Origin of the sequence: Butyrivibrio sp. NATIVEDY162, from assembly GCF_045999815.1 — a bacterium.
Classification (GTDB): domain Bacteria; phylum Bacillota; class Clostridia; order Lachnospirales; family Lachnospiraceae; genus Butyrivibrio.
The window spans coordinates 253275-277571 of the sequence record NZ_CP172573.1; the positions used below are offsets into that span (position 1 = coordinate 253275).

Annotated in this window: 20 protein-coding genes; 18 read left to right on the forward strand and 2 right to left on the reverse strand. The window is 40.6% G+C overall.

Annotated elements, in window-relative coordinates:
- The first annotated feature begins 97 nt into the window (after window positions 1–97).
- Complete coding sequence (pta, locus tag ACHCNF_RS01000; protein ID WP_408070940.1) at window positions 98–1081, forward strand: phosphate acetyltransferase; 984 nt, start codon at window positions 98–100, stop codon at window positions 1079–1081.
- 15 nt (window positions 1082–1096) lie between these two features.
- Window positions 1097–1981 carry an Hsp33 family molecular chaperone HslO gene (gene hslO, locus ACHCNF_RS01005; RefSeq protein ID WP_408070941.1) on the forward strand — a complete coding sequence of 295 codons (885 nt, stop codon included), beginning with the start codon at window positions 1097–1099 and terminating at the stop codon, window positions 1979–1981.
- 79 nt (window positions 1982–2060) lie between these two features.
- On the opposite strand, the gene ACHCNF_RS01010 is transcribed toward hslO, so the two are convergent.
- Window positions 2061–2894 (reverse strand): biotin--[acetyl-CoA-carboxylase] ligase, encoded by an 834-nt coding sequence (locus ACHCNF_RS01010; RefSeq protein ID WP_408070942.1) that lies wholly within the window; start codon window positions 2892–2894, stop codon window positions 2061–2063.
- Between the two features lie 20 nt (window positions 2895–2914).
- A complete protein-coding gene (locus ACHCNF_RS01015) occupies window positions 2915–3532 on the reverse strand; it encodes a biotin transporter BioY (protein WP_408070943.1) in 618 nt (205 codons plus the stop codon).
- 816 nt (window positions 3533–4348) lie between these two features.
- Between ACHCNF_RS01015 and topA the strand changes: the two genes are divergently transcribed.
- The 16 genes from topA (at window position 4349) to ACHCNF_RS01095 (ending at window position 24229) form a co-directional block, all read left to right on the forward strand.
- Window positions 4349–6436 carry a type I DNA topoisomerase gene (topA, locus tag ACHCNF_RS01020; RefSeq protein ID WP_408070944.1) on the forward strand — a complete coding sequence of 696 codons (2088 nt, stop codon included), beginning with the start codon at window positions 4349–4351 and terminating at the stop codon, window positions 6434–6436.
- Window positions 6437–6637: 201 nt separating this feature from the next.
- The gene (gene codY / locus ACHCNF_RS01025) at window positions 6638–7417 is read left to right on the forward strand and encodes a GTP-sensing pleiotropic transcriptional regulator CodY (protein WP_408070945.1); all 780 of its coding nucleotides are present in this window, start codon (window positions 6638–6640) and stop codon (window positions 7415–7417) included.
- A 277-nt stretch (window positions 7418–7694) separates the two neighbouring features.
- Window positions 7695–8087, forward strand: coding sequence for a flagellar basal body rod protein FlgB (gene flgB / locus ACHCNF_RS01030; protein WP_408070946.1), 393 nt, complete (start codon window positions 7695–7697; stop codon window positions 8085–8087).
- A gap of 13 nt (window positions 8088–8100) precedes the next feature.
- Window positions 8101–8559: a flagellar basal body rod protein FlgC gene (flgC, locus tag ACHCNF_RS01035; RefSeq protein ID WP_408070947.1), complete on the forward strand. Its 459-nt coding sequence runs from the start codon at window positions 8101–8103 to the stop codon at window positions 8557–8559.
- Window positions 8560–8623: 64 nt separating this feature from the next.
- The gene (gene fliE, locus ACHCNF_RS01040; RefSeq protein WP_408070948.1) at window positions 8624–8965 is read left to right on the forward strand and encodes a flagellar hook-basal body complex protein FliE; all 342 of its coding nucleotides are present in this window, start codon (window positions 8624–8626) and stop codon (window positions 8963–8965) included.
- A gap of 114 nt (window positions 8966–9079) precedes the next feature.
- Complete coding sequence (locus ACHCNF_RS01045; RefSeq protein WP_408070949.1) at window positions 9080–10732, forward strand: flagellar M-ring protein FliF C-terminal domain-containing protein; 1653 nt, start codon at window positions 9080–9082, stop codon at window positions 10730–10732.
- Between the two features lie 38 nt (window positions 10733–10770).
- Window positions 10771–11871, forward strand: coding sequence for a flagellar motor switch protein FliG (fliG, locus tag ACHCNF_RS01050; protein ID WP_408070950.1), 1101 nt, complete (start codon window positions 10771–10773; stop codon window positions 11869–11871).
- Window positions 11864–13030, forward strand: coding sequence for a FliH/SctL family protein (locus tag ACHCNF_RS01055; protein WP_408070951.1), 1167 nt, complete (start codon window positions 11864–11866; stop codon window positions 13028–13030). The genes fliG and ACHCNF_RS01055 overlap by 8 nt, the downstream gene beginning before the upstream one ends.
- On the forward strand, window positions 13030–14388 hold the full coding sequence (gene fliI, locus ACHCNF_RS01060; RefSeq protein WP_408070952.1) for a flagellar protein export ATPase FliI: 1359 nt from the start codon (window positions 13030–13032) through the stop codon (window positions 14386–14388). The genes ACHCNF_RS01055 and fliI overlap by 1 nt, the downstream gene beginning before the upstream one ends.
- Window positions 14389–14447: 59 nt before the next feature.
- On the forward strand, window positions 14448–14903 hold the full coding sequence (fliJ, locus tag ACHCNF_RS01065) for a flagellar export protein FliJ (protein WP_408070953.1): 456 nt from the start codon (window positions 14448–14450) through the stop codon (window positions 14901–14903).
- 2 nt (window positions 14904–14905) lie between these two features.
- Window positions 14906–15886, forward strand: a complete 981-nt coding sequence (locus ACHCNF_RS01070) for a MotE family protein (protein WP_408070954.1) — start codon at window positions 14906–14908, stop codon at window positions 15884–15886.
- Between the two features lie 127 nt (window positions 15887–16013).
- Window positions 16014–17690, forward strand: coding sequence for a flagellar hook-length control protein FliK (locus ACHCNF_RS01075; RefSeq protein ID WP_408070955.1), 1677 nt, complete (start codon window positions 16014–16016; stop codon window positions 17688–17690).
- A gap of 98 nt (window positions 17691–17788) precedes the next feature.
- Entirely contained in the window at window positions 17789–18562 is a 774-nt protein-coding gene (locus tag ACHCNF_RS01080) for a flagellar hook capping FlgD N-terminal domain-containing protein (RefSeq protein ID WP_408070956.1), read from the forward strand.
- Between the two features lie 141 nt (window positions 18563–18703).
- On the forward strand, window positions 18704–19099 hold the full coding sequence (locus ACHCNF_RS01085) for a TIGR02530 family flagellar biosynthesis protein (RefSeq protein WP_408070957.1): 396 nt from the start codon (window positions 18704–18706) through the stop codon (window positions 19097–19099).
- Between the two features lie 231 nt (window positions 19100–19330).
- Entirely contained in the window at window positions 19331–22564 is a 3234-nt protein-coding gene (locus ACHCNF_RS01090; protein WP_408070958.1) for a flagellar hook-basal body complex protein, read from the forward strand.
- 1422 nt (window positions 22565–23986) lie between these two features.
- Entirely contained in the window at window positions 23987–24229 is a 243-nt protein-coding gene (locus ACHCNF_RS01095; RefSeq protein ID WP_408070959.1) for a flagellar FlbD family protein, read from the forward strand.
- The last annotated feature ends 68 nt before the right edge of the window (window positions 24230–24297 follow it).

Here is a 24297-nt window from a genome sequence, read left to right on the forward strand (position 1 = left end):
TTGTGGCATAATTAATATCACATTATGTTTTTAAAATAATTTATATCAATGTATAGAGGTTTTTTAACCAATTTTCATATTTTAGGAGGAATTTAGAATGTATGGTTTTGGAGAGATGATTGCAAAATTAAAGGCCAGTCCAAAGACAATAGTGTTTACTGAAGGAGAGGATCCCAGAATTCTGGAGGCTTCGTCCAGACTTCTTGCAGGTAACTTCTTGAAGCCTGTTTTGCTTGGTAATCCTGATGTAATTTATAAGAATGCTGAGCAGGAGGGCTATAATATCAGAGGCGCTCAGATTATCGATCCTAAGAACTATGACGATTTTGAAGCTATGGTTGACGAGTTTGTTGAGATTCGTAAGAGCAAAGGAATGACTCCTGAACAGGCAAGAGGCATTCTTTCACAGGCTAACTATTTCGGAACAATGCTTGTAAAGATGAAGAAGGCTGACTGTCTGCTTGGTGGTGCTACTTATTCAACAGCTGATACAGTAAGACCTGCACTTCAGATTATTAAGACAAAACCCGGTAACAGCGTTGTATCTTCATGTTTTATTTTGGTTCGTCCTTCAGCTATTGGCGATAACGAAGTAATTGCCATGGGTGACTGTGCTATCAATATTGATCCTACAGAGGATGAGCTTGTTGAAATCTGTGGTGAGACTGTAGAATGTGCAAAGGCATTTGGTGTTGATCCTAAGGTGGCTTTCCTTTCATTCTCAACTAAGGGGTCTGCGAAGAGCCCTTCTGTAACAAAGATGCAGAATGCTACAAGAAAGGCTCAGGAAAAATATCCTGATCTTCCGATAGATGGTGAGCTTCAGTTTGATGCAGCGGTTTCACCTAAGGTTGCAAGAGTAAAAACTCCTGATTCTCCTGTTGCAGGATATGCAAATACATTTATTTTCCCTAACATCGATGCAGGTAACCTTGGCTACAAGATTGCACAGCGTATGGGTAATTTCGAAGCATACGGTCCGATACTTCTTGGACTTAATGCACAGATCAATGATCTGTCAAGAGGCTGCAATGCGGTTGAGGTTTATTCTATGGCAATCATAACTGCATCATTAGCTTAATAGGTAAGAGGTTTTATGGAATACAGAGACTACATGGTCAGGGCTACAGCTGCTGACGCACAGATAAGAGCCTTTGCGATAACTTCAAGGAATCTGGTGGAGGAAGCCAGAAAAATACACGATCTTAGCCCTATATGCAGCGCTGCGTTGGGAAGACTTATGAGTGGTGCTCTAATGATGGGTGACATGCTAAAAAATGATAAGGATGCTCTCACCATAACAATTGAAGGTGATGGCCCTATTGGCGGACTTCTTGCAACTGTTAATAATAAAGGGCAGGTTAAGGGGTACGTTAGAAATAATCAGGTGGCACTTCCAAATAACGAGGGTGGCCACTTGAATGTAGGTGGGGCAGTAGGTAACGGAACTCTGACAGTTACCAGAGATCTGGGCCTTAAGGACCCCTATGTAGGTACAATCCAACTATTATCAGGAGAAATAGCAGATGACCTTACCTGTTATTTTGTGGAGTCAGAACAGATTCCTTCTTCTGTTGGGTTGGGTGTTCTTGTGAAAAATGACTTCTCAATTATGGAAGCTGGTGGATTTATCGTACAGTTAATGCCCGGTGCCACAGAAGAGGTTATAAGTAAGCTTGAAGGTAATATTCAGGGTATGAAATCTGTTACGGATATACTCAGAGAAGGAAAGACACCGGAAGAGCTTCTTGAACTTGTTCTTAATGGCTTTGACTATGAGATTACAGACAATATGCCCGTTGAGTTTCATTGTGGTTGTGACAGAGACAGAGTTGAGAGAGCCCTGATTCTTCTTGGTAAAAAGGAGCTGGAAGACCTTGCCTCTGAGGGAGAGGACGTAGAGATAAAATGCCATTTCTGCGGAAAAGCATATTCCTTTACACCTGATAATCTTAAACAGATGATGCCAAAGGCAAAATAAACAAGACAAAAGACGTCCCATGCAAAAAAATGTGAGGGACGTCTTTTTTTATTATTTTTTTAAATCTTTTATGACCACTTTATGTACACATGAGCCTTTTGTGATATTCATTTGATAGCATGTTTTCATCGACTTTTTCTGAGGATAATAATCGCTGTAAGATCCCGGCTATCAGTTCGTTTTTAGTAATTGCTGCATTATCTTTTTTGAAAAGGCTACCTGTGGTGGACCTTAGCTCAGAGGGGATGTCTGATAAATCTGAATTAAAATATATCCCGATACCTGCAATTAAAAACTGTACTTCTCCGGTGTCGAAATCTGAGCTTGCCTCTAAGAGAATACCGCATGTCTTTTTTTCTTGTATGAAAATGTCATTTGTTGGTCCGATATTTGCGGATAATCCAGTTGCTTCTTCTATAGCCAGACAAACACTAAGAACACAGAATTCCCGAATTTTGTCCGGATTTTTAATGACAAAGTCTTCGGGACGCAAAACAATACTCATATATATTCCACCAACAGGAGATGAAAAAGAATGTTTATTATGGCCGATTCCTCCTGTCTGCCTGGATGCGATGATGACCGTTCCGTGTGGAGCGTCAAAGGATGCTTCGCTTTTTGCAGTTTTATTAGTGGACTCAAGTGAATCATATACTTTGATCATGTCTGAATTAATAGAGCTTGGAAGATATCTTTTTATCTCCTCCAGACTTATTGAATCAGCTTTTCCTGATAAAGAATAACCCCTGCGGGAAGCGGCTGTGATTTGAAAGCCGTCTCTTCGCAGGGATTCTATAGCTTTCCAGACACTGTTTCGTGAAATGTTCAGCTTGTTGGCAATATCTTCACCTGATGTGAATTTGCCACTGTTTCCTTCTAAATAACTAAGCACTTTACTTTTTGTGTCCGGCATACATCTGTTCCTTTTGTTCGTTAGTTTAGTATTGGTGATAAACGCTTTTTGAGCTCGGGACCGACGATTGCAACAATTATAATTTTGAGGATTGCTGTTGGAATAAATGGAAGAACACAAGCAGCAAAACCTGCAATAAATGATGTTTTTGATGCAAACATAAACCAAACGGTTCCGAATACATAGTTTATTGTAGCACCAATTACAAGACAAAGCACGAGAGGAATATAGTACATTACTTTATTACTTCCATCTTTGCGACCAAGCTTTAAACCAAGTTCATCACCAAGCCCGGCTGTAAATGAGAGTACTGGGAAGGATATAAGAAATCCGCCTGTTAAACCAAGAAGTACACCTATACCACCGCTAAAGCCTGAAAATACCGGAATGCCGATTGCACCGATCAGCAGATATAAAAGAGTTGCATATGTTCCTTTCTTTTTGCCGATAACAACTCCTGCCAAAGGAATTATCAGCGTCTGTAAAGTCATGGGGACACCGGCAGGCATAGGGATTGAAAGTTGTGACAATACACAGATTATGGCAGTAAAAACAGCTATAAAGCATAAATCCTTAACAGAAGCGGATTGTCCCTTGTCAATTATTTCTGATCTTGCATTACTTAATTCTTCACTCATTGTTTTTCCTTCTTTCTGTCAATAATATTGTCACCTTTTTATGAAATAATTCAGGTGACAAAGATAGAATAGGATGAATTGTATTTATTGTCAACTACAATTTATAATTACGGGTGACAATATTGATATACAATATATGGTATGCGCTCATTTGAAAAGTACAAAATAGATGTCAAAAACACTTTTTAGCCATGAAAAAATTAAAATCCTTTTAAATAATTAGTTAATTGTGTCACTAAATACTAAAAAAAGCGACAATTTATATTGATAATAAAAATTATCTAAATAAGGCATAAATAAATTCAAAATGTATTGACAAATTAATCCGGGGTTGGTATCATCATAATTACCAACAGACGAGCAGATAAATGCTCAGTAGTAGCAAAGGTAGCGAGTGCTTTACCCGAGTAAGAACAGAGAAATTTATCTGTTTTGTGAATAGGGGTGAGATGAGGCGGCGTGTGCTTCACCAATTCGAACCTGCTATTCTTTATTTTTCTAACGAATCATTAAGACTACATAGTTGGCGAGTAATTTGGATGCCGGTAGTCAGAAAAAATCATGATGCGCAACATGGTTTTGGTTGGCGATTCGTTTACAATAAAAAACAGAAAAGGAGAACTAGTCCATTGGAAATTCAGAATTAAAGGGCACTGATCGCAGGATCGGTGCCCAATTTATTTGCAATTTTCTTGTATTGTGTTACATATTATTGTCACATCTTTAAAAAAATCATATTGCAATGCCCATATTTTTAGTGTATATTACGAAACTATGGAACAGAACTTCCTATTAATATAAAGAGGGGCATTTTTAATGGCTAGTAAAAAGAAAAATTTACTTATTGTAGAGTCACCTACAAAGGTGAAGGCAATTAAGAAATTCCTGGGCAACGGCTACGAGGTCGCAGCGAGTAACGGACACGTTCGTGATCTGCCAAGAAGCCAGATGGGAATTGATGTTGAACATGATTTTGAACCGAAGTACATAACAATCAGAGGCAAAGGTGATGTACTTGCGGCTTTAAGAAAGGCAGCTAAAAACGCTGACCATATTTATCTCGCAACTGACCCTGACCGTGAAGGTGAAGCTATTTCATGGCATCTTATGACTGCGCTTAAGCTTGAGGATGCCAAGGATCGTTTTTCAAGAGTGACATTTAATGAAATTACACAGTCTGCGGTAAAGGAAGCTATGAAGCATCCAAGAGACATTGACATGAACCTTGTTGATGCTCAGCAGGCCAGACGTGTCCTTGACAGGATGGTGGGATACCAGATTTCTCCACTTCTTTGGGAGAAAATTAAGAGAGGACTCAGTGCGGGACGTGTTCAGTCTGTAGCACTTAGAATTATCTGTGACAGAGAGGATGAGATCAATTCATTTATCCCTCAGGAATACTGGTCACTTGACGCGACACTTAAGGTTAAGGGTGAGAAAAAGCCCATTGTAGCTCATTACTATGGAAAAGACGGTAAGAAAGCTGAGATTAATTCAAAAGCTGAGCTTGATGAAATTTTAAAGGACCTTAAGGGGAAGAAATTTAAGATAACAGAGATCAAGAAGGGCGAGCGTACAAAGAAAGCACCGCTTCCTTTTACAACCTCAACACTTCAGCAAGAGGCTTCAAAAGCGCTTAATTTCTCTACTCAGAAAACTATGAGAACAGCGCAGCAGCTCTATGAAGGAATCGATATGGGCAAGGCCGGAACAGTCGGTCTTATTACATACCTTCGTACAGATTCAACACGCATATCTGATGAGGCTCAGGCTCTTGCTGCAAATTATATCAGGAATGCATTTGGAGATGAATATCTTGCTGAAAATGCCCAGGGCAGTAAAGCAGGAGCTAAGATCCAGGATGCTCACGAAGCAATAAGACCTACGGATGTAAACAATACACCTGTAGCTGTTAAGGAATTTCTCAGCAGAGATCAGTTCCGTCTTTACCAGCTTATTTGGCGCAGATTTATGGCAAGCAGAATGGCAGCTGCCAAGTATGAGACTACTTCTGTCAAAATCGATGCCGGTGATCATCGTTTTACCGTTGCTGCATCGAGAACAGTATTTGATGGTTTCATGAACGTATATACTGACGAAGACGATCAGATTGAGAAGAATACTCTCGCCAAGAGAATAGATGAGAATTCTGAGCTTGAGCTTATGGAATTCGAAGAAAAGCAGCATTTCACACAGCCTGCGCCTCACTATACTGAGGCTTCACTTGTTCATGACCTTGAAGCACTTGGAATAGGAAGACCCAGTACCTATGCGCCTACTATAACAACCATCCTTGCCAGACATTACATCACAAAGGAGAATAAGAACCTTTATGTGACTGAACTTGGCGAAGCTGTTAACAAGATGATGAATGAAGCTTTCCCTCAGATTGTTGACGTAAGCTTTACTTCAAATATGGAGACTCTTCTGGATGGCGTAGCAGAAGGTGATGTTAAGTGGAAGACTATAGTTGAAAATTTCTATCCTGATCTTGCAGATGCGGTTGAGAAAGCGCAGAAGGAGATTGAAAAGGTTGAAATTCAGGACGAAGCAACAGATGTTGTCTGCGAAAACTGCGGACGCAACATGGTTATCAAGTATGGTCCTCACGGTAAGTTCCTTGCATGCCCGGGATTTCCGGAGTGCAAAAATACTAAGCCTTATTATGAGAAAATCGGTGTTGCATGTCCTAAGTGTGGCAAGGACATTGTTCTTAAAAGAACAAGGAAGGGGCGTCTGTACTATGGTTGCATAGACAATCCTGATTGTGATTTTATGGTTTGGCAAAAACCTTCAAGCAAGGCATGCCCTAAGTGCGGCGGGCTCATGCTGATAAAGAATAATAAACTTGTTTGCAACGATCCTGAATGCGGACACATTGAAGATCGCGGTAAGGAAGACTGATAAATATATAATAGCGCGGATATAATTTACGTATCTGCGCTATTTTTTTGTCTTTTTCGATTTGTTGCAATATTCATTAAATTTTAATAAAAATATAAACAAATCTCTTTGATGTAGTTTATATTATGTGGTACAATCGCATTAGTTGTAGTAGATTTATGTAAATTTATAAACATTTTCAGATAAAAGGAGAATTTTTTCATGAGTAGCGTACAGCTTTTGGACAAAACCAGAAAAATTGGTAAACTTCTACACAACAGTAATTCCGGGAAGGTAGTTTTTAACGATATTTGCTCAGTTTTGTGTGAAATATTAAATTCCAATATGCTGGTAATAAGCAGGAAGGGCAAGGTTCTGGGAATCGGTGAGGCAAAGGCTGTAGACTCACTTGGCGAGATGCTTGTTGACGATGTGGGAAGCTTTATAGATCCTATGTTGAATGAGAGACTTCTTACAGTTTTGTCTACAAAAGAAAATGTAAATCTGGAGACACTTGGATTTGAAGATGTCGATATGAGAAGATATCAGGCAATTATTACACCTATTGAGATTGCCGGTGAGAGACTGGGAACACTTTTTATCTACAAGTGTGACGAACCCTATGACATTGATGATATTATTCTCTGTGAGTATGGCACAACTGTAGTTGGACTTGAGATGCTTCGTGCGGTTAATGAGGAAAATGCTGAGGAAAGCAGGAAGCTTGCAGTTGTTAAGTCTGCGATAGGAACACTTTCATTCTCTGAGATGGAAGCAATCATACACATTTTCGATGAGTTAAACGGCATGGAGGGTGTGCTTGTAGCAAGCAAGATCGCTGACAGAGTCGGAATTACCAGAAGCGTTATTGTTAATGCACTTAGGAAATTTGAAAGTGCCGGCGTTATTGAGTCCAGATCTTCAGGCATGAAGGGAACGTATATAAAGGTTCTTAATGACGTTGTATTTGATGAAATCAAAAAACTTAAGTCCCAGATGTAATGGGATATGGCTTTTTATCCGAGATATCAATTAGGACGGATGGAGATGAAGGGATTTATCTGTTTGGATAGGTCCCTTTTTGCATAATATCGTTTTGCTGCGAATGAAAAACTAATTCTTGTATCTAATGGTGATAAAAAACACAATATAAAGTATGATTTTAAGCCAAATCACTTGTAATTTGATAAAAATCATTTTAATATGTAAATAAGGGTTAAAAGGTAAAAATACAGTAGTATGCCAAAAATTGGAAAGCCTTTTGTACGGAGGGGAGTCTATGATCAACAGCAATGCATTTGATTACATTAATGTACTTGATAAGACGGCAGACGCTTCATGGATCAGAAATGAAGTGCTGTCTAATAACCTTGCGAATGTTAATACACCCAATTATAAGCGACAGGATGTTGCTTTTGAGAGGGAACTTGAGCGTGCACTTGGCAATTCCAGATACAAGACTATGGATGCTAAGGTTTCCGGCCTTAAGATCAACAGACTTAAGGCGAGACCATATACGGACTATTCCAATTTTTCATACAGAATGGACGGCAATAATGTTGACATAGATACTGAGAACGTTACCCTTGCAGCTAACCAGATAAAGTATCAGGGTGTTATGCTTGGGATCAGATCAGAGTTTTCCAACCTTCAGAATGCTATGAGAGGATAAAGGGGTGTAGCTTATGATAAGTACAGGGAATATTTTTGATTCTTTTAATATCAATTCCTCAGGAATGACAGCTGAGCGTTTTCGCATGGATATCATTTCAGAGAACATTGCCAATGCCAATACTACAAGGGATGCTACAGGCGACGTTTATACGAGAAAAGTCGTAACCTTTGCCGAGAAGGGAACGCAGACACCTTTTTCCAAGATTCTGAATGACAGACTTGACCACTATAGCGGAAGAGGCGTTAAGGTTTCATCTGTCAGGGATGACACCTGGACAGATTATAAGATGGTTTATGATCCGTCACATCCTGATGCCGATGAATTCGGATATGTTACTTATCCGAACGTTGATATAGTTACTGAGATGACCAACCTTATTGACGCGCAGAGAGGATATGAGGCCAACGCGACAGCCTTTGCATCCAGTAAGTACCTGATGGGGCAGGGCCTTTCAATAGCTCAGTCCTGATAATTCATATATGTTTTGTTGACCGGAATGTTTGCAGCTTTGGGAAGCTGCAAAGGAGGAGCACATGGCAGATATTGATATTAGCCAGATTAGAAATGTACATTCAACTGCAATAAGAAATGCTGAGAAAGCTAATTCCAGGGTTACTAATCCACTTGGGGACAGATTTGGTAATGATGGATCGTTTACTAACATTTTCAACAGGGCAGTAGAGAATATAAATACAACAAATGCATATCTGTCGGATGCTGAGAATGAAGAAATCAAGTGGTCTCTCGGCGAGACAGATAATACTCACGATCTTGCAATAGCGTTGCAAAAAGCTGAGACAGCACTGCAATATACCATTGCGGTCCGTGACAAAATGCTGCAGGCATACAAAGAAATTATGCAGATGCAGATCTGAGTTTATGAATTATTACAAGGCTGCTTTTCAGCTTTGGATTGCCTTTGCAACAGGGGCATGAATTTCCTTATGAAATTCATTTATAGTTTTTTATAGTTTTGGGAGGAGAGGAGTATGAGAGAACGTCTTTTGGGACTCAGAGATCGTGCTCTTGAGTGGTGGAATCGTTTTACAAGAAGACAGAAGACGCTTATAGGTGCAGGAGTAGCCGCTTTGATATTTACAGCGGTGATTCTGATAACTGTTTTTAATCAGCCTCAATACGTGACAGTGGCGACAGTTGAGACTATGAAGGAGTCTCAGCAGGTCATTGAGCTTTTTGATGAAAATGGTATAAATTATAGAAAATCAGATGATAATCTGAGATTTGAGGTTCTGAAATCGGATGAGAGCAGTGCCTCTCTTTTACTTGGAACAAACTATATTCAGCCTGATACTTACACTATTGACAATGTAGTTGATGGAAGCTTTTCGACAACTGAATCTGATAAGCAGAAAAAATATGTAGAGTATAAAGAGAAAAAGCTTGCTTCGGATTTTGCTGATTATTTTGACGCTATTGAAAGTGCCAGGGTTGAACTGCACATTCCTACAAATGACGGAACTCTTTTATCCAAAAATGAGGAATCCTCGGCCAGCGTTTTCCTAAGACTAAGTGATCCTGAAGCATTCACGGAGGATAATGCGGCATTCCTTGCAAAAGCGACCGCGATGGCTCTTGGTAATAATACTACCGAGAAGATCATCATTATGGATACCAATGGTAATCTGCTATTTTCAGGTTCTGAGGATAACTCGGCGACAGGACTCGCAAGCACTCAGCTAAATGCGAAGACCAAGGCTGAACAGCAGGTTAGAAGTGAGGTTATCAGAGTACTTAAAGGAACAAAGCTATATAATGATATTGAAGTAGCAAGTAACCTGATATTGGACTTTTCAAACATTAAAAAGACTACCCACAACTATACGCCTGCCGAAGGACAGACACAGGGTGTTTTAAGTCATGAAGACAGCTATAATGCTAACAATGTAAACGGAACCAGTGGTATTCCCGGGACAGATACCAACAATGATGATGAGACATCATATATGCTCCAGGATAATGAAAATTCGTCATCCACTATTGAAGAAGAGTCCAAGGATTATCTTCCGAACGAGGAGATAACCACTTCAGACACTCCTCCGGGAAAGGTTAATTACGAGGAATCCTCCATCTCCGTAACTGCAACTACATATGTGATCTACAATGAGGATAATTATAATCCGGACGATCATGATGGAATGACTTGGGCTGAGTTTAAAGAAAATACCGGAGTTACTCAGGCGGAGGTTTCTGAAGATACGATAAATATTGTTGCGAAGGCAACAGGTATTTCTGCAGCTAATATTTCAATGACTGCATATAACCAGCCTGAATTCTTTGATTCAGAAGGCAAGGGTATAACATTTGCAGATGTTCTTCAGGTTATCCTGATACTTCTTATTCTCGGACTTCTCGGCTTTGTTATCTGGAGAAGTATCAGAACAAGGAAGGAAGAGATTGAGATTGAAGAGCAGGAAGAGGAAATACTTCCTGAGGAGCTTTCGGTTGAGGAACTGTTGGAATCTCAGCCTGAAGAGTTTTTGGAGGACGAGGACAGTCTTGCTGATATCACAATGGAGGAGAGCAGCGAGACTATGAAACTTATAGAGAAATTTATAGAGGAAAATCCGGAAGCGGCTGCAATTCTTTTGCGTAACTGGCTGAAGGAGGACTTTGAGTTATAAAAATTTATGCTAACTAATACACGGAGGGGAGTATTGCTATGGCTATAGACGGCGAAGAGTTTGATGATGACGAATTGGATGCTGGCGCTGCCCAAGGAGGAGCACTTCCACCGGCGGGTAATTATGACCCGGCACTTACAGCTAATCTTTCGGGTACACAAAAAGCGGCAATTCTTTTGATTGCTCTTGGACCTGAAAAATCATCAGCAATTTTTAAACATCTAAAAGAAGATGAAATAGAGGAACTTACTCTTGAAATCGCTAATACCAGAAGCGTAACACCTCAGGTTAAAGAAGCAGTAATAGAGGAGTTCTATGGTATATGTCTCGCTCAGCAGTATATTGCAGAGGGTGGTATTAACTATGCAAAGGAACTGCTTGAGAAGGCACTTGGCGAAGACAAGGCGATGGATGTTATCAGTAAGCTGACAGCATCACTTCAGGTTAAACCTTTCGAATTTATTCGTAAGGCTGATCCTTCTCAGCTGCTTACCTTTATTCAGGATGAGCATCCGCAGACAATTGCTCTTGTTATGTCCTATATGTCTTCTGCGCAGAGTGCTATGATTCTTGGAGCGCTGCCGCCTGAGAGACAGGCAGATGTTGCCAAGCGAATTGCCACAATGGACAGAACAAGCCCGGATACAATTAAGGAAGTTGAGAGAGTACTTGAATCCAAGCTTTCATCACTTGTTAATCAGGATTACACGGTTGTCGGTGGTGTAGATGCTGTTGTTGAAATCCTCAATGCTGTTGACCGTGCTACTGAGAAGCACATCATGGAGACATTGGAAATCGAGCAGCCTGAGCTTGCTGATGAGATCCGCAAGAAAATGTTCGTATTCGAGGATATCCTTCTTTTGGACGACCGTGCCATCCAGCGTGTGCTGCGTGATGTTGATAATGCTGACCTCGGTCTTGCATGTAAGGGCTCTACCGAGCAGGTACAGAATGCTATCTTTAACAACCTGTCCAAGCGTCTTGCTCAGATGATCAAGGAAGATATGGACTTCATGGGACCTGTACGTATGAAGGATGTTGAGGAAGCTCAGCAGAAGATTGTTAATGTCATCCGTAAGCTGGAAGATGCCGGTGAGATTGTAATCTCAAGAGGCGGAGGTGATGACCTGGTTGTCTAATCAATCTAATTTATTGAAGTTCGGCTGGTATCAGGTTAATGAAAATGAAAAGCATATAATTGATAACAACGAACTCGCTGAGAAAAAAATTGAAAAATATCAGGCTGAAGAAGCAAAAAGAAGGGAGGCATTGGAGAAAGGTGAACCAGTGCCTACTTTTGGTGGGTTTGAAGAAGGTCTCGGTTTTGAGCAGATAAATGCCTATGATGAAGGTCAGAATATAATTGGCAATACCAATTTTGATGACCAGGGGCAGATGGATGAGTTTCAGGAAGGATTTCCCGGTGAAGGTGAAACCTATGGAATGGGCTATGATGGTTCGGAAGGTACATACGGGAAGAGCTCATATGATGAAGAAGGCTATGAAAACAATGGCATGGAAGCCTTCGATGAAAATCAGTATGAGAATACTCCTGAATTTGGGCAGGAAGGATTTGATGATCAGGTTTCCGGAATGTCCGAAGATGATATGAATCTTGGAATGGAGATGAATGAAGAACCTGCTCCTGTGCCTGAGGAAGCCCCTCAGATCAACCTTGAGGAGATACAGGCTCAGATAGATGAGCAGATCAGGATGGCTGAGGAAGAGGCAAAACAGATTGTGGAGGATGCCAATTCACAGGCAGAACAGATAAAAAATCAGGCAATTGAAGAAGGAAAAGCTGAAGGCTATCAGGAAGGCATAAGGCAGGCTGAAGAAGAAATTGAGCGCATGAAGGCTGAAGCCAGCGCCGAGATTGAGGAAGAAAAGGCAAAGCAGCAGACTGATTTTCAACAGCTCGTAGCCAGCATAGAACCTGACATGGTGGACACTCTGACTCAGATATATGAACATGTTTTTAATGTTGAGTTTAAGGAAAACAAGGATATTATTCTCCATCTGATAAAGACAACACTTAATAAGATGGAGAATGGAACAGATATTATTCTTCATATTTCATCAGATGACTATGATCTTGTATCTGATGAAAAACCGGCGTTGGAGGAAGCTATGGCTTCACCCAATTCAACACTTGAGATTATTGAGGATCCGCTTCTAAAAGAAAACGAATGCATTATCGAATCTGAAGGCGGGGTGTTTGACTGTTCACTAGGTGTTGAGCTTTCTGAGCTAGCAAGAAAGCTTAAGCTGTTATCTTTTGATAGGAATAAGCGCTGATGGCAAATGGGATTATTGATTATTCAAAGTACAAGAAGATAACTAACAACATGTTTTACAGAGTAAGAGGCAAGGTGGTTAATGTTGTTGGACTTACTATTGAGTCTGCGGGACCTGAAGCCAAAATGGGAGATATCTGCTATATCTACTCCAAGAAAAAGGATGGAGAGAGTGTTGGCAGACCATCAGGACGTGGCACCATGGCAGAGGTTGTGGGATTTAAGGATAACCATGTCCTTTTGATGCCATATGAGAATATAAGCGGAATTGGCAGCGGCAGCATTGTTGAAAATACCGATTCGCCTCTGAGGGTCAATGTGGGCGAAGGACTTCTTGGGAAAACTCTGGATGGCCTTGGCAGAATCGATGGTACCAATTACGGTAAAGGGACTATGCTGGAGAATGGAATAGCATATTCTGTAGAGAATCAGCCACCGGATCCTATGACCAGAGATCCGATATCTGATGTATTGTCTCTTGGCGTAAAAGCTGTAGATGGCCTTTTGACTGTAGGAAAAGGCCAGAGAATTGGTATTTTTGCCGGATCAGGCGTTGGAAAGTCGACACTTATGGGCATGTTTGCAAGAAATACCAATGCTGATATAAATGTTATAGCTCTTATCGGAGAGCGTGGCAGGGAGGTTAGAGAGTTCATAGAACGAGACCTTGGTCCCGAAGGTATGGAGAGATCAATTGTTGTGGTTGCAACTTCTGATAAACCTGCGCTGGTAAGACTTAAAGCTGCCAAGACAGCTACTTCGATAGCAGAGTATTTTCGTGATAAGGGAAAAGATGTGCTTCTTATGATGGACTCCCTGACACGTTTTTCAATGGCACAGAGAGAGATAGGCCTGGCAAGTGGTGAGCCTCCTGTATCAAGAGGCTATCCGCCAAGTGTTTATGCTGAGATGCCAAAACTTCTTGAGAGAGCAGGAAAATCCAGGAACGGCTCCATTACAGGACTGTATACGGTTCTTGTTGACGGTGATGATTTTAATGAACCTATAACTGATACCGCCAGAGGTATTCTTGATGGGCATATTGTTCTAAACAGAAAGCTTGCTCAGAAAAACCACTATCCGGCGATAGATGTTCTTGCCAGCATTTCAAGATGTATGAGTGCAATTGCTCCGCCGGAACAGAAAAGAGCTGCAGGTAAGCTCAAGAATGTACTTGCAACATATTCTGATGCGGAGGATCTGATAAATATCGGAGCTTACAAAGCAGGTGCCAATAAGTCTATAGATTATGCTGTGTCCAAAATCGATGCAGTAAACGAATTTCTTATGCAGGAGACAGATGAGAAGTTCACCTATGAAGAGGTGGTCTCAAAACTGGAGAGCATGTTTAAGGAATAGGAATAAATATTTTGCAAATCATTAGGATGATGTACCGGGCAGCGGACAAGGGGTGACATATGGCAAGATTTAATTACAGACTCCAGGGCGTGCTAAACCTAAGGATGCAGCAGGAGGAGCAGGTCAAAATGGAATTTACCAGTGCCTCCAAAGAATTAAATGATCAGATAGATATTTTAAATGGCTATATAGCCACCCGTGATGAATTCATTCGGGAAGGCTATGAGCTTAGAAGTGCCGCGATTATGGATGTTCAGCAAATTATGGACAATAATTACTATCAGAGGCAGATGGACGTCATTATTAAGGATCAGGAAGTTAAGGTAGATTCCTACAGAGCGAAATTTGAAGTCGCCAGAATGAAGCTTGCAAGGGCGGTTCAAGAGCGAAAAATGCAGGAAAGACTTAAAGAGAAGGCATTTGAGCAATTTATGGAGGAAGAAAAAGAGGCTGAAGCTAAGGAAGTCGATGAGAGAACAAGCTTCACATACATTCAGCGTGCGAGAGAGGAATAAGAATGGCAGAAAAGGAAGCTAAGGCTAAGGAAGAAGCTAATGTACTTCCCAAACCGCTTGCCCCTGATAAAGAGGCAAGAAAAAAGATAGAAGAGGAAAGAAAAGCCATAAGAGCTGAGCTCAAAGAGCAGATGAAGGCTGCCAGAATTCGAGAGGCAGAGCTTGCGGACAGAACAGCTGAGCTTAACGGCGATGATGGCGGAGGTGCAGCAACTTTGGTTGTTACCTTTATCATTATTGTTATCTGGCTTATCATTCTGGGCCTACTTATTAAACTTGATGTCGGAGGTTTTGGTTCACATGTCCTTGCTCCAATAATTGGGGATATTCCGGGAATACAGGGAATACTTCCGGAGGGAAGCTATACACCTGCGTCTCAGAAGAAAATAGAGGAGCAGCAGACAGCCGTTAATCCTATTGATGAACAGCTTGCCAGCAGTCTGGATGAGGCTAATCTTTATATAAAGAGACTTGAGAATGAATTAAGAAAAGAAATGGAAGAGAACACGACTCTTCAGCAGGAAAATGAAAAGCTTCAGGCAGAGGTTTCAAGACTTCAGCCCTTTGAGGAGGAACAGGCTAAGCTGGAAGAGCAAAAGGAAGACTTTTATAAAAATGTAGTTTATGCTGACAATGCTCCTGATCCCGAGGAGTTCAAAAAGTATTATGAAATGATAGAACCGGATGTGGCAGCACAGATATATGCTCAGATTATTCAGGGAGAATCGGATGATATAGAGCTCGAGCAGTACGTAAAGGCATATTCATCAATGAAACCTAAAGAAGCAGCTGCTATTTTTGATTCAATGGTCGAGAATGACACGGGAGATGCTGTAAGACTTATTTCCAGAATCTTAGGAAAAATGAGTGCGGAGAACAGAGGAGCCATACTTGATAAGATGACAGAGGAGTATGCAGGCAGAATTACTGACTATATGGAGCCTTCTACACATAAGGCCACAGTATCAGGTGTAGGAAACTAAAAAAGCTTTATAAATTTTTAATATTTTTCGGCCATGTGGGTTAAGTTTTGACTTACATGGCCGATAAACATTATGTAGAACTATGGGTGAACCATACCCAAATGAAGAAGAAAGGAGGAAGTAGGATTTGATTACTAACGCGATTCCGGGTATTAACAATCTTGATTTTTTTGCTAATACCGTGCAGTCAAAAGGAATTGCTGCTACAAAGGAGCAGACAGTCGATTTTCAAAAAGCCCTGAGTAATGCAAACACTCAGAAGCAGACTACGGCAGTAAATTTAAGCGTGGCTAAGACCCTGACCTCAACAGGGGCAGTTCGTGACAACAATGCAGCTGCAGCTTATGAAAAGACTCAGAATGTGCAAAATGAAGCAGATGGCAAGGTTACGGAAATCTCTTCGCAAAGTGATAGTGGACAAGGCACTTCCAATGTTGAGAACACAAAGACAGATGATACAAAAGCTGCTGAAAGTAAAGCACAAGCTGAAGGAAATGTAAATGAGAATCAGTCTGCGACTGAAGTCACGGAAGATTCAAACGTAGTTCAGGAGGCTATGGCCGGGATAAACGAAAATCCTGATGGAGAAGCCCTCGCCATGGAAATTGCTGATGAAGCTCTTTCAGAACTTGAACAGGCATTGCTTGATAGCAGCAGAGACTTAATGCAGCAACTGGCTGATTCCATGGGAGTCGATATCAAGGATATCGAAAATGCCATGGCAACCCTTGGACTGACAAATGTAGCAATACTGGATCCTATGAATATGACTCAGATAGTAGCACAGATATCCGGTGCAGATGATGTGATGGCTATTGTTACCAATGCTGATGTCTATCTGAATGTTCAGAACATGCAGGATGCGGTTGACACTACAAGACATAACCTCATGGAGGAATTCAATCTTTCTGAGGAAGGACTTAGCTCGGCTCTTGAGAACTTTAATGAGGAGCTTGAACAGAGAGCTGCTGAGAGTGTGGTGCAGACCAAAGAGAATCCTGCAATTACAGAGCAGGCAAATATAACAAGGCAGGAACCTTTCCCATCAGAAGCAGTAAGACTTGATCTTACAGGTGAAGGCACAGTTAAGGAAGTCACACAGCAGACAGTTCAGACTCAACCATCTGAGACAGAGGTTACTACTCCTGAAGAGCCTAAATTCCAAATTGAGATCACAACCGAGCAGCAGCCACGTGATATGGGACATGATCAGAATAATGAGCCAAAACATGAAAACATGGATGGTTCACAGTACAATCAGATGATAAATCAGATATCCGCATCTCTTTCAGAGGTCGTTGAAACCGAAAGCTATGGGCAGATGGCAAGGTCAAACGCTCAGGATATAATGGATCAGATTACTGAATTTATCAAGATGAATGTAAAGGCCGACAGTACAACCATGGAAATGCAGCTGCATCCCGCAAGCCTTGGCAATGTAAATGTTATCATTGAAGCAGCAAAAGACGGAAATGTCGTAGCCAAGTTTCTGACACAGAATGAGGATGTCAGAGCAGCTATCGAGGGACAGCTTCAGCAGCTTCAGGAAAAGCTGAATGAACAGGGAGTTAAAGTTACCGCAGTAGAGGTAACAGTTAATGCAGGAGCTTTTGATCAGACTCTTAACGACAGTCAGAGCCAGAAGGAAGATGATCAGGATGCTCAGGAATCCATCAGAAAGCCCATGAGAAGAATACGGCTTGAAGATATTTCACTCGATGAAATCGATGAGATAGACGAGGCAGATCAGCTCACAGCTGAGATGATGGCAATTAACGGAAACTCAGTGGATTTTTCAGCTTAACTACAAATGTACTATTTAACTAAGAGAACATTTGACCATTCTGAGAAATAAGCGCAAGCGAAGTTTTTCGTGGGAGCATACTTGGAGGTACAAACTATATGAGCGTAAATGCAGTAGTTGAAAATGGGAAGATCCTTGATACAAAGGCTCAGGCCGAGGAAGCTAAAAAGAATGCGGCTGCAGCCAATCAGGGATATGACAAAAATGCTTTCATGAACATTCTGTGTGCTCAGATGAAATATCAGGATCCGTTGGAGCCTACATCAAATACTGAGTATATCAATCAGTACGCTACATTTTCACAGGTAGAGCAGCTATCTAACATGGCAGAGGCATTCACGATGTCAAGAGCTTCTGATCTTGTGGGTAAAACTGTAATCGTTACCAATGAAGGCGGCGAGAAGATTCAGGGCAAGGTTGACTACGTGACATATAAGAGCGGAGAAGCCTATCTTAACATCGACGGTAAGGACTACAAGATGGAGGATGTTAATTCAGTAGCTGACACTCATTTTGTAGAGATTCACGATCAGGCTGATGACCTTGCAGAGATGATGGATAAGTTCCCTGTATATGAGAATATGGTATTTACTGATGCACAGAAGATATTTGAAGCTTACAACTTCTATAAGAGTATGGATGCTGATGCCGTAGCACTTGTTGACAAGAAGGATATAGAAACTCTTGAAAAGTATTATGCAAGGGCGACAGAACTTGTTCAGGAAGCAGCTAAGAATCAGCAGGAATACGAAGAAAGACAGAAAGCAGAGGAGGCAAAGAAAAAAGCTGAGGAGGAAAAGGCAGCAAAGATCACTGAGGATACGGAGGCAGCAACCGATACAGAAGCTGCACAGACAGTATCAGGGGAATGATAAATAACTCAAATTGCAGCATTAATTATTAATTTTATTAAAAAATGAGAAAAGGTCTTATTTTTATGAGACCTTAGCCGAAATATAAATCGGCAGAGCAATTTAGGGCTTAGTGTTTTTGTTTAAAGAAAGGAGTAAGCCGTGAGAATTGACAATAGCGGATTCCTTTCAATTGAACAGGTTCAGAACCAGTACCTTGGTCAAAGCGAGAAGATAAGAGGCGGAGCCGGCGTTCAGAATTCTGATTTCGGTAAAATCCTCTCTCAGCTCGAGAGCAACAGGGAAGGTGTTAAGTTTTCAAAACATGCTTCCAACAGACTAAGTGACCGCAACATTGAGCTTACACAGGATCAGATGAACCGCCTGAATAACGCACGGAATCAGGCCAATGCGAAAGGAATAAACGAATCACTTATCCTGGTTGATCAGCTTGCCTTCATCGTTAATGTAAAAACTAGTACAGTAGTGACCGCGATGGATAGTCAGGAAACTGGCAGTAACATTTTTACCAATATAGACGGAGCGGTAATCGCATAAGTTCTATCGTACGATCAGAATGAATAAAAAATGACCGGACCGAGGGCGGAGACTTCCGCCCGTAAGCCAGCCGGCAGTGGCAGGTATCTAAGGAGGTCACGAATTCCCGAACGCCAGACGGAATTCAAATTTTTCGTTTCCTTTTCATTCATTCCCAATCGGAAAATAGAATATGTGTGCCGTCCCCGAAGAGTGCATGACAGCGCTCTGTATTTCAGGAGGACATGCCTTATGATGAGATCACTTTTTTCTGGTGTAGCAGGACTTAAGACCCACCAGGTCAAGATGGATGTTATCGGTAACAACATCGCGAACGTCAACACCACATCCTTCAAGTCACAGTCTATCACCTTCAGTGATTTGATGTATCAGACCACACAGCGTGCATCCAGAGCTACCGAGACAACCGGTGGTATTAATGCCCGCCAGATTGGTCTTGGTGCAAAATCGGGCGCGATTGCAACTGCAATCACACAGCAAGGCGCAACGGAAACAACAAACAATCCGTTCGATATGCGAATTACCGGAGATGCTTTCTTTGTAGTAAATAATGGTAACCAGACAATGTTTACAAGAGATGGCTCCTTCTACGTGGATGGTGCAGGTAACCTTGCAATGCAGTCAACAGGTTACTTTGTATATGGCTGGAATGCTCAGGAAGATCCCGAGACTGGCGCAATCACTGTTAATACAAACGGTGGTATCGGAAAACTTCAGATCATGAACGCTGAGAATATGACCTATCCTCCGGAAGGAACAACAGAAGCTCTCGTCAGTGGTAATATCGATGCCCACGATACAAATATCACAAGTGACAACGGAAAAACTGTAACTCTTGAATTCTATGACAATCTTGGTTATCTCTACACAGCAAAATTTGCAGTACGTGACGTTGACAATCTTGAACATACCTACACAATGACCCTTGAGGATATTCTTGATTCCAAGGGGAACACAATCGGAGCTGAGAAGCTCAGTCATGTGACCTTTACAGATCTTGATAATGATGAGCAGACATATCAGATCCGTGATTCCTGGACTAAGGTAGTTACAACAACCAACTATACAGCAACTGTTGGTGCAAAAAATGCTTCCTTTAAGGATTCCAAAGGAGCTACAGCTTACTCAGGCATTCCGGTAAGCGGCTCAATTGCTTCATTGGTAGATAAGGCTCCTCAGCTTCTGAGAAACGTATATAATCTTTCAGTTGGTGTACCAGGTGACACATCGGTAGCTTCAACAGATTATTATACAATAAATGCTGACGGAACAATCAGCGTATATCCCGTAACAAATGCAGATACTCCTTCATCAAGTCTCGGAACATATTATAAGAACAGCAGCACAGATACAACTATCACATATGGAACATATGAGAATTCAACATATGCAACACTACCGAGAAACCTAGATCTTCCCAATGCGGATGTGCTTGATGATAAGCAGAAGGAAGTTATGAAGTCAATGTTCAATCTTGATATCGACAGCCTTGAGTTTGTTGAAGGTGTCAAGGACTATTCCTATACATTGTCCTCAGATGGCGTTGGCTACGTTACACTTTATACCAATACCTATGAGAATCAGGTTAAGGATCTGGCATCAAATTACAGAGTAATAAAGACAACAGATTCTACAATCACATTTAACAATGCTGATACGGATACAAATATTGAAGTTGAAAAGACAGGTAGCGGACTTAGTGATGACATAAGAAATGCCTATAATCTGACTACAGGAAAATATCCTACTGATTGGACATATTCATATACCATATCTGATAATGGTAAGCTGAATCTTACAATTAAGAAGACTACAACCGGTACTACAACCGAGCTGCCTGATAAGACAGCAGCCCTTTCGGGCAATAACTTTAACGGTTATGATATGCCCAGTCTTTCAGGTGAGTTAACTAAGGGTACAACTCCGGAAGCCATGCTTACAGCAATGGGAATTACATCAGATTCAATACCTCCGAATTCAGGCAATAATGATTACAGATATTTTTATACAATAACTGAAAATGGAGATGGAACAGGTACAGTATCATTTACAAGAGAGACAACCACTACTTCAACACAGAATGACATAAATTACAGCTCGACATATAACTACACAGCCCTTGATACAGATCATGTATTGTTTAGTAATAAAAAGACAGATACCAACAATACCTTTGACAGAAAGGGAACGTTATCAAATATTGATGCCGTATCCATAGAACTTCTTCAGGTATATGGAATGGGAGTGGAAGATATACCTGCTACTGAGGGTAATAATACATATGCTTATACTTATGAAATTGCTGCAGACGGCAAAATGACAATTCATAAGACAACTACAACAAGATCCTCAAATGAAGACTACGCTAACCAGAATGATTATTCAGTTTATATGAATACAGGGGCTAATATAGTTTTCAGGAACTATAAGTCAGAAGTAGAGACAGCTATACCGCTTACAGGAACATTATCAACACTTACCAATTCTCAGAAAAATGTTCTTAAAGCTATTTATAACTACACACCCGGAAATGATGACGTTACTTATAGCTTAAGTGAAGACGGATCAAAACTTACAGTCGGAACAAAGAACAATTCAGGCGTTAAGAGTTTTGCAATCACACAGACAACAACTGAGACACAGCTCACATTTGAAATTGAAGAGGACCAGACAACTGCAACCTACAGAAATGCAAGCCAGGACGGAAAGGTGATTTATGACAGGATTCCCAGAACCGGTTATGTATCAGAGATATTTGATGCAACACTGACAGCAGACTTCTTCCCCGATGTATATAACTACACACCGGACAAGACAGCAGGCAATTATGAAAACCTTACATATCACATACTTGACGATGGATCATTACAGATTGTAAATAACTCGATCACAATGAAGTACAACGCCAAGACCGGTGCCATCGAGCAGCCTACTGAGAAAATTGTTCTTAACTTTGATCAGGATGCTATTATCGATGGACAGCCCAAGATGGCAGGCTTTACAGACGTTAACATGGATCTATCACCTACAACAAACTATAACACTATGGCTACTTCCACAATTGGAGCAGTTAAGGGTGATAAGCAGAGTCTTAAGACAGGACGTGCAGTAGGTGAGATGAACGGTGTCACAATAGGTAAAGACGGAACAATTTACGCAACCTATTCAAATGGTCAGACAAAGCTCCTTGGACAGATCGCAACAGCAGAATTTGCTAATGCATCAGGTCTTGAGAAGAATGGTGACAACCTCTATACTCAGACACTTAACTCCGGTGAAGCCACAATTCAGGATGTAACAACAGATGGCGGCTATATCACCACAGGTGTTCTGGAAATGTCAAACGTAGACCTTTCCAGTGAGTTCACCAGCATGATCACAACACAGCGTGGATTCCAGGCAAACAGCCGAATCATTACAGTTTCAGATACACTCCTTGAGGAGCTTACGAACCTGAAGAGATAAGTAATCACTTAGCGAGGTATTTTCGAGCTTAGTGTACTACTTAGTTCTGGCGAAGGCTTTAGCCTGAGAGCAGAACAACCAAATCACTTAGCGAGAGGGAGATAAGTGTATAATAAAAAGCGGGCGCTCAGCAGAGCGCCCGTTTGATTAATGAAGTACTTTTTTATATGTTGTGTATTATATATCCTCATTCGTGAATATTTTTTAGCACTTTATTGAAGTCACTGGCATTGCTTTCGACTTATTTATGCAGGTAAAGACATGTTAGAAGGACTGTTTACTTCATAATTATTAATGCGATGGGCTCGAAAAACTTTTTTTCCGCAAATTAGGGATAAAAGCACTGGAATAGGGCTCTTTAGTTAATCCCAGTGCAGTGAAAAACATAGGCGTACACTGGAATAGAGCATTTTGGCTGATGCCAGTGCAGTGAAGACCACAGGAGTACACTGGGATAGAGCATTTTGGCTGATGCCAGTGCAGTGAAGACCACAGGAGTACACTGGGATAGGGATTTTTGGCTAATGCCAGTGCATTGAAAACCACAGGAGTACACTGGGATAGGGATTTTTAGCAAATCCCAGTGTAAAATCCAAGATCTTCAAATTTTTTGAGCACTGGGATAGAGAAAAAAAGCCAAAACCCAGTGCACAGCCAAAAACAGTGCCAGAAAAATAGTGCATAGCAAAAAAACAGTGCACAGCCCTAAATTTCGCCATGCTTCCTCAAAATCATCTTAAAACTTTTCAGAGAACTCTTAAGAATCGTTATTAAAGAAAAAGAAAATACCAAAAACAAAACAAAAAAACAAGAAAAAACGAAAGAAGAAAAAAACAGCTGAAGAAAAAGCAAAAGAAGAAAAACAGCTGAAGAAAAACAAAAGAAAAAAATAGCTGAAGAAAAACAAAAGAAGAAAATAGCAAAAAAGATAAAACCAAGACTAATAAAATAGTGTAAAAAAATGACAGCAGAAACAATCCCACAAAAAAAGAAATATGAAATAAAATTACAAAAATAAGCAATTTATCTGAAATTAAATTTCAAACAACTCAGACAAATAACAAAATCATCTCCATATATATCTAAAAACTATATAAACAAAATTGAAAAAAACTTTAAATTTCAAAAACAAATACTTATCAGAACAAAACATTTCAAAACTGTTTTAATAAATTACGAGATGTTGTATAATTGAAAATGAAGTATGCACAAGATATAGCACGAAAATTAATTTCAGAAATATCACATTTTAATGAAATAAAAATGCAAACCGCAGTCTTTTGCGGTATTTTGTGTAGGAAAATAATGAAAAACCATGATAAAATTGTGTTAATAAGTGACAGAGTGTAATTTTGGTTAAAACACCCATTCCAAAACTGCATATTTATTTCAAATAATCTAACTGATGTCGGGGGATAAATCGTGATAGAAATTACCAGGTTGGATGGCCGATTGATATTGGTTAATGAAAATCTAATAGAGACAGTAGAGTCCACTCCCGATACTGTAGTGATCATGGCCAATGGGCGCAAATTTATAATTAAGGAATCGCTCCCTGAGGTTATGAAGAGATGCAATGAGAGATGGAATGTTCAGGCTGAGGCACCACTTGTATCTTGTGGTGAAGAAGCAACAAAGGCGCGAATCCATGATGCGTTACATTAACTGATAATAATGCATTACACATTTTGATGATGAATTTTTACTTAAGTTTTTAACGAAGGGGGAAAACT

Excerpts from the sequence above, each read along its gene's own strand:
- fliE (WP_408070948.1), top strand. The coding sequence starts at position 8,624 with ATGGCAGATATTGATATTAGCCAGATTAGAAATGTACATTCAACTGCA.
- ACHCNF_RS01090 (WP_408070958.1), top strand. The coding sequence starts at position 19,331 with ATGATGAGATCACTTTTTTCTGGTGTAGCAGGACTTAAGACCCACCAG.
- fliI (WP_408070952.1), top strand. The coding sequence starts at position 13,030 with ATGGCAAATGGGATTATTGATTATTCAAAGTACAAGAAGATAACTAAC.
- flgB (WP_408070946.1), top strand. The coding sequence starts at position 7,695 with ATGATCAACAGCAATGCATTTGATTACATTAATGTACTTGATAAGACG.
- ACHCNF_RS01045 (WP_408070949.1), top strand. The coding sequence starts at position 9,080 with ATGAGAGAACGTCTTTTGGGACTCAGAGATCGTGCTCTTGAGTGGTGG.
- topA (WP_408070944.1), top strand. The coding sequence starts at position 4,349 with ATGGCTAGTAAAAAGAAAAATTTACTTATTGTAGAGTCACCTACAAAG.
- flgC (WP_408070947.1), top strand. The coding sequence starts at position 8,101 with ATGATAAGTACAGGGAATATTTTTGATTCTTTTAATATCAATTCCTCA.
- ACHCNF_RS01080 (WP_408070956.1), top strand. The coding sequence starts at position 17,789 with ATGAGCGTAAATGCAGTAGTTGAAAATGGGAAGATCCTTGATACAAAG.
- ACHCNF_RS01070 (WP_408070954.1), top strand. The coding sequence starts at position 14,906 with ATGGCAGAAAAGGAAGCTAAGGCTAAGGAAGAAGCTAATGTACTTCCC.
- ACHCNF_RS01010 (WP_408070942.1), bottom strand. The coding sequence starts at position 2,894 with ATGCCGGACACAAAAAGTAAAGTGCTTAGTTATTTAGAAGGAAACAGT.
- hslO (WP_408070941.1), top strand. The coding sequence starts at position 1,097 with ATGGAATACAGAGACTACATGGTCAGGGCTACAGCTGCTGACGCACAG.
- fliG (WP_408070950.1), top strand. The coding sequence starts at position 10,771 with ATGGCTATAGACGGCGAAGAGTTTGATGATGACGAATTGGATGCTGGC.
- fliJ (WP_408070953.1), top strand. The coding sequence starts at position 14,448 with ATGGCAAGATTTAATTACAGACTCCAGGGCGTGCTAAACCTAAGGATG.
- codY (WP_408070945.1), top strand. The coding sequence starts at position 6,638 with ATGAGTAGCGTACAGCTTTTGGACAAAACCAGAAAAATTGGTAAACTT.
- ACHCNF_RS01015 (WP_408070943.1), bottom strand. The coding sequence starts at position 3,532 with ATGAGTGAAGAATTAAGTAATGCAAGATCAGAAATAATTGACAAGGGA.
- pta (WP_408070940.1), top strand. The coding sequence starts at position 98 with ATGTATGGTTTTGGAGAGATGATTGCAAAATTAAAGGCCAGTCCAAAG.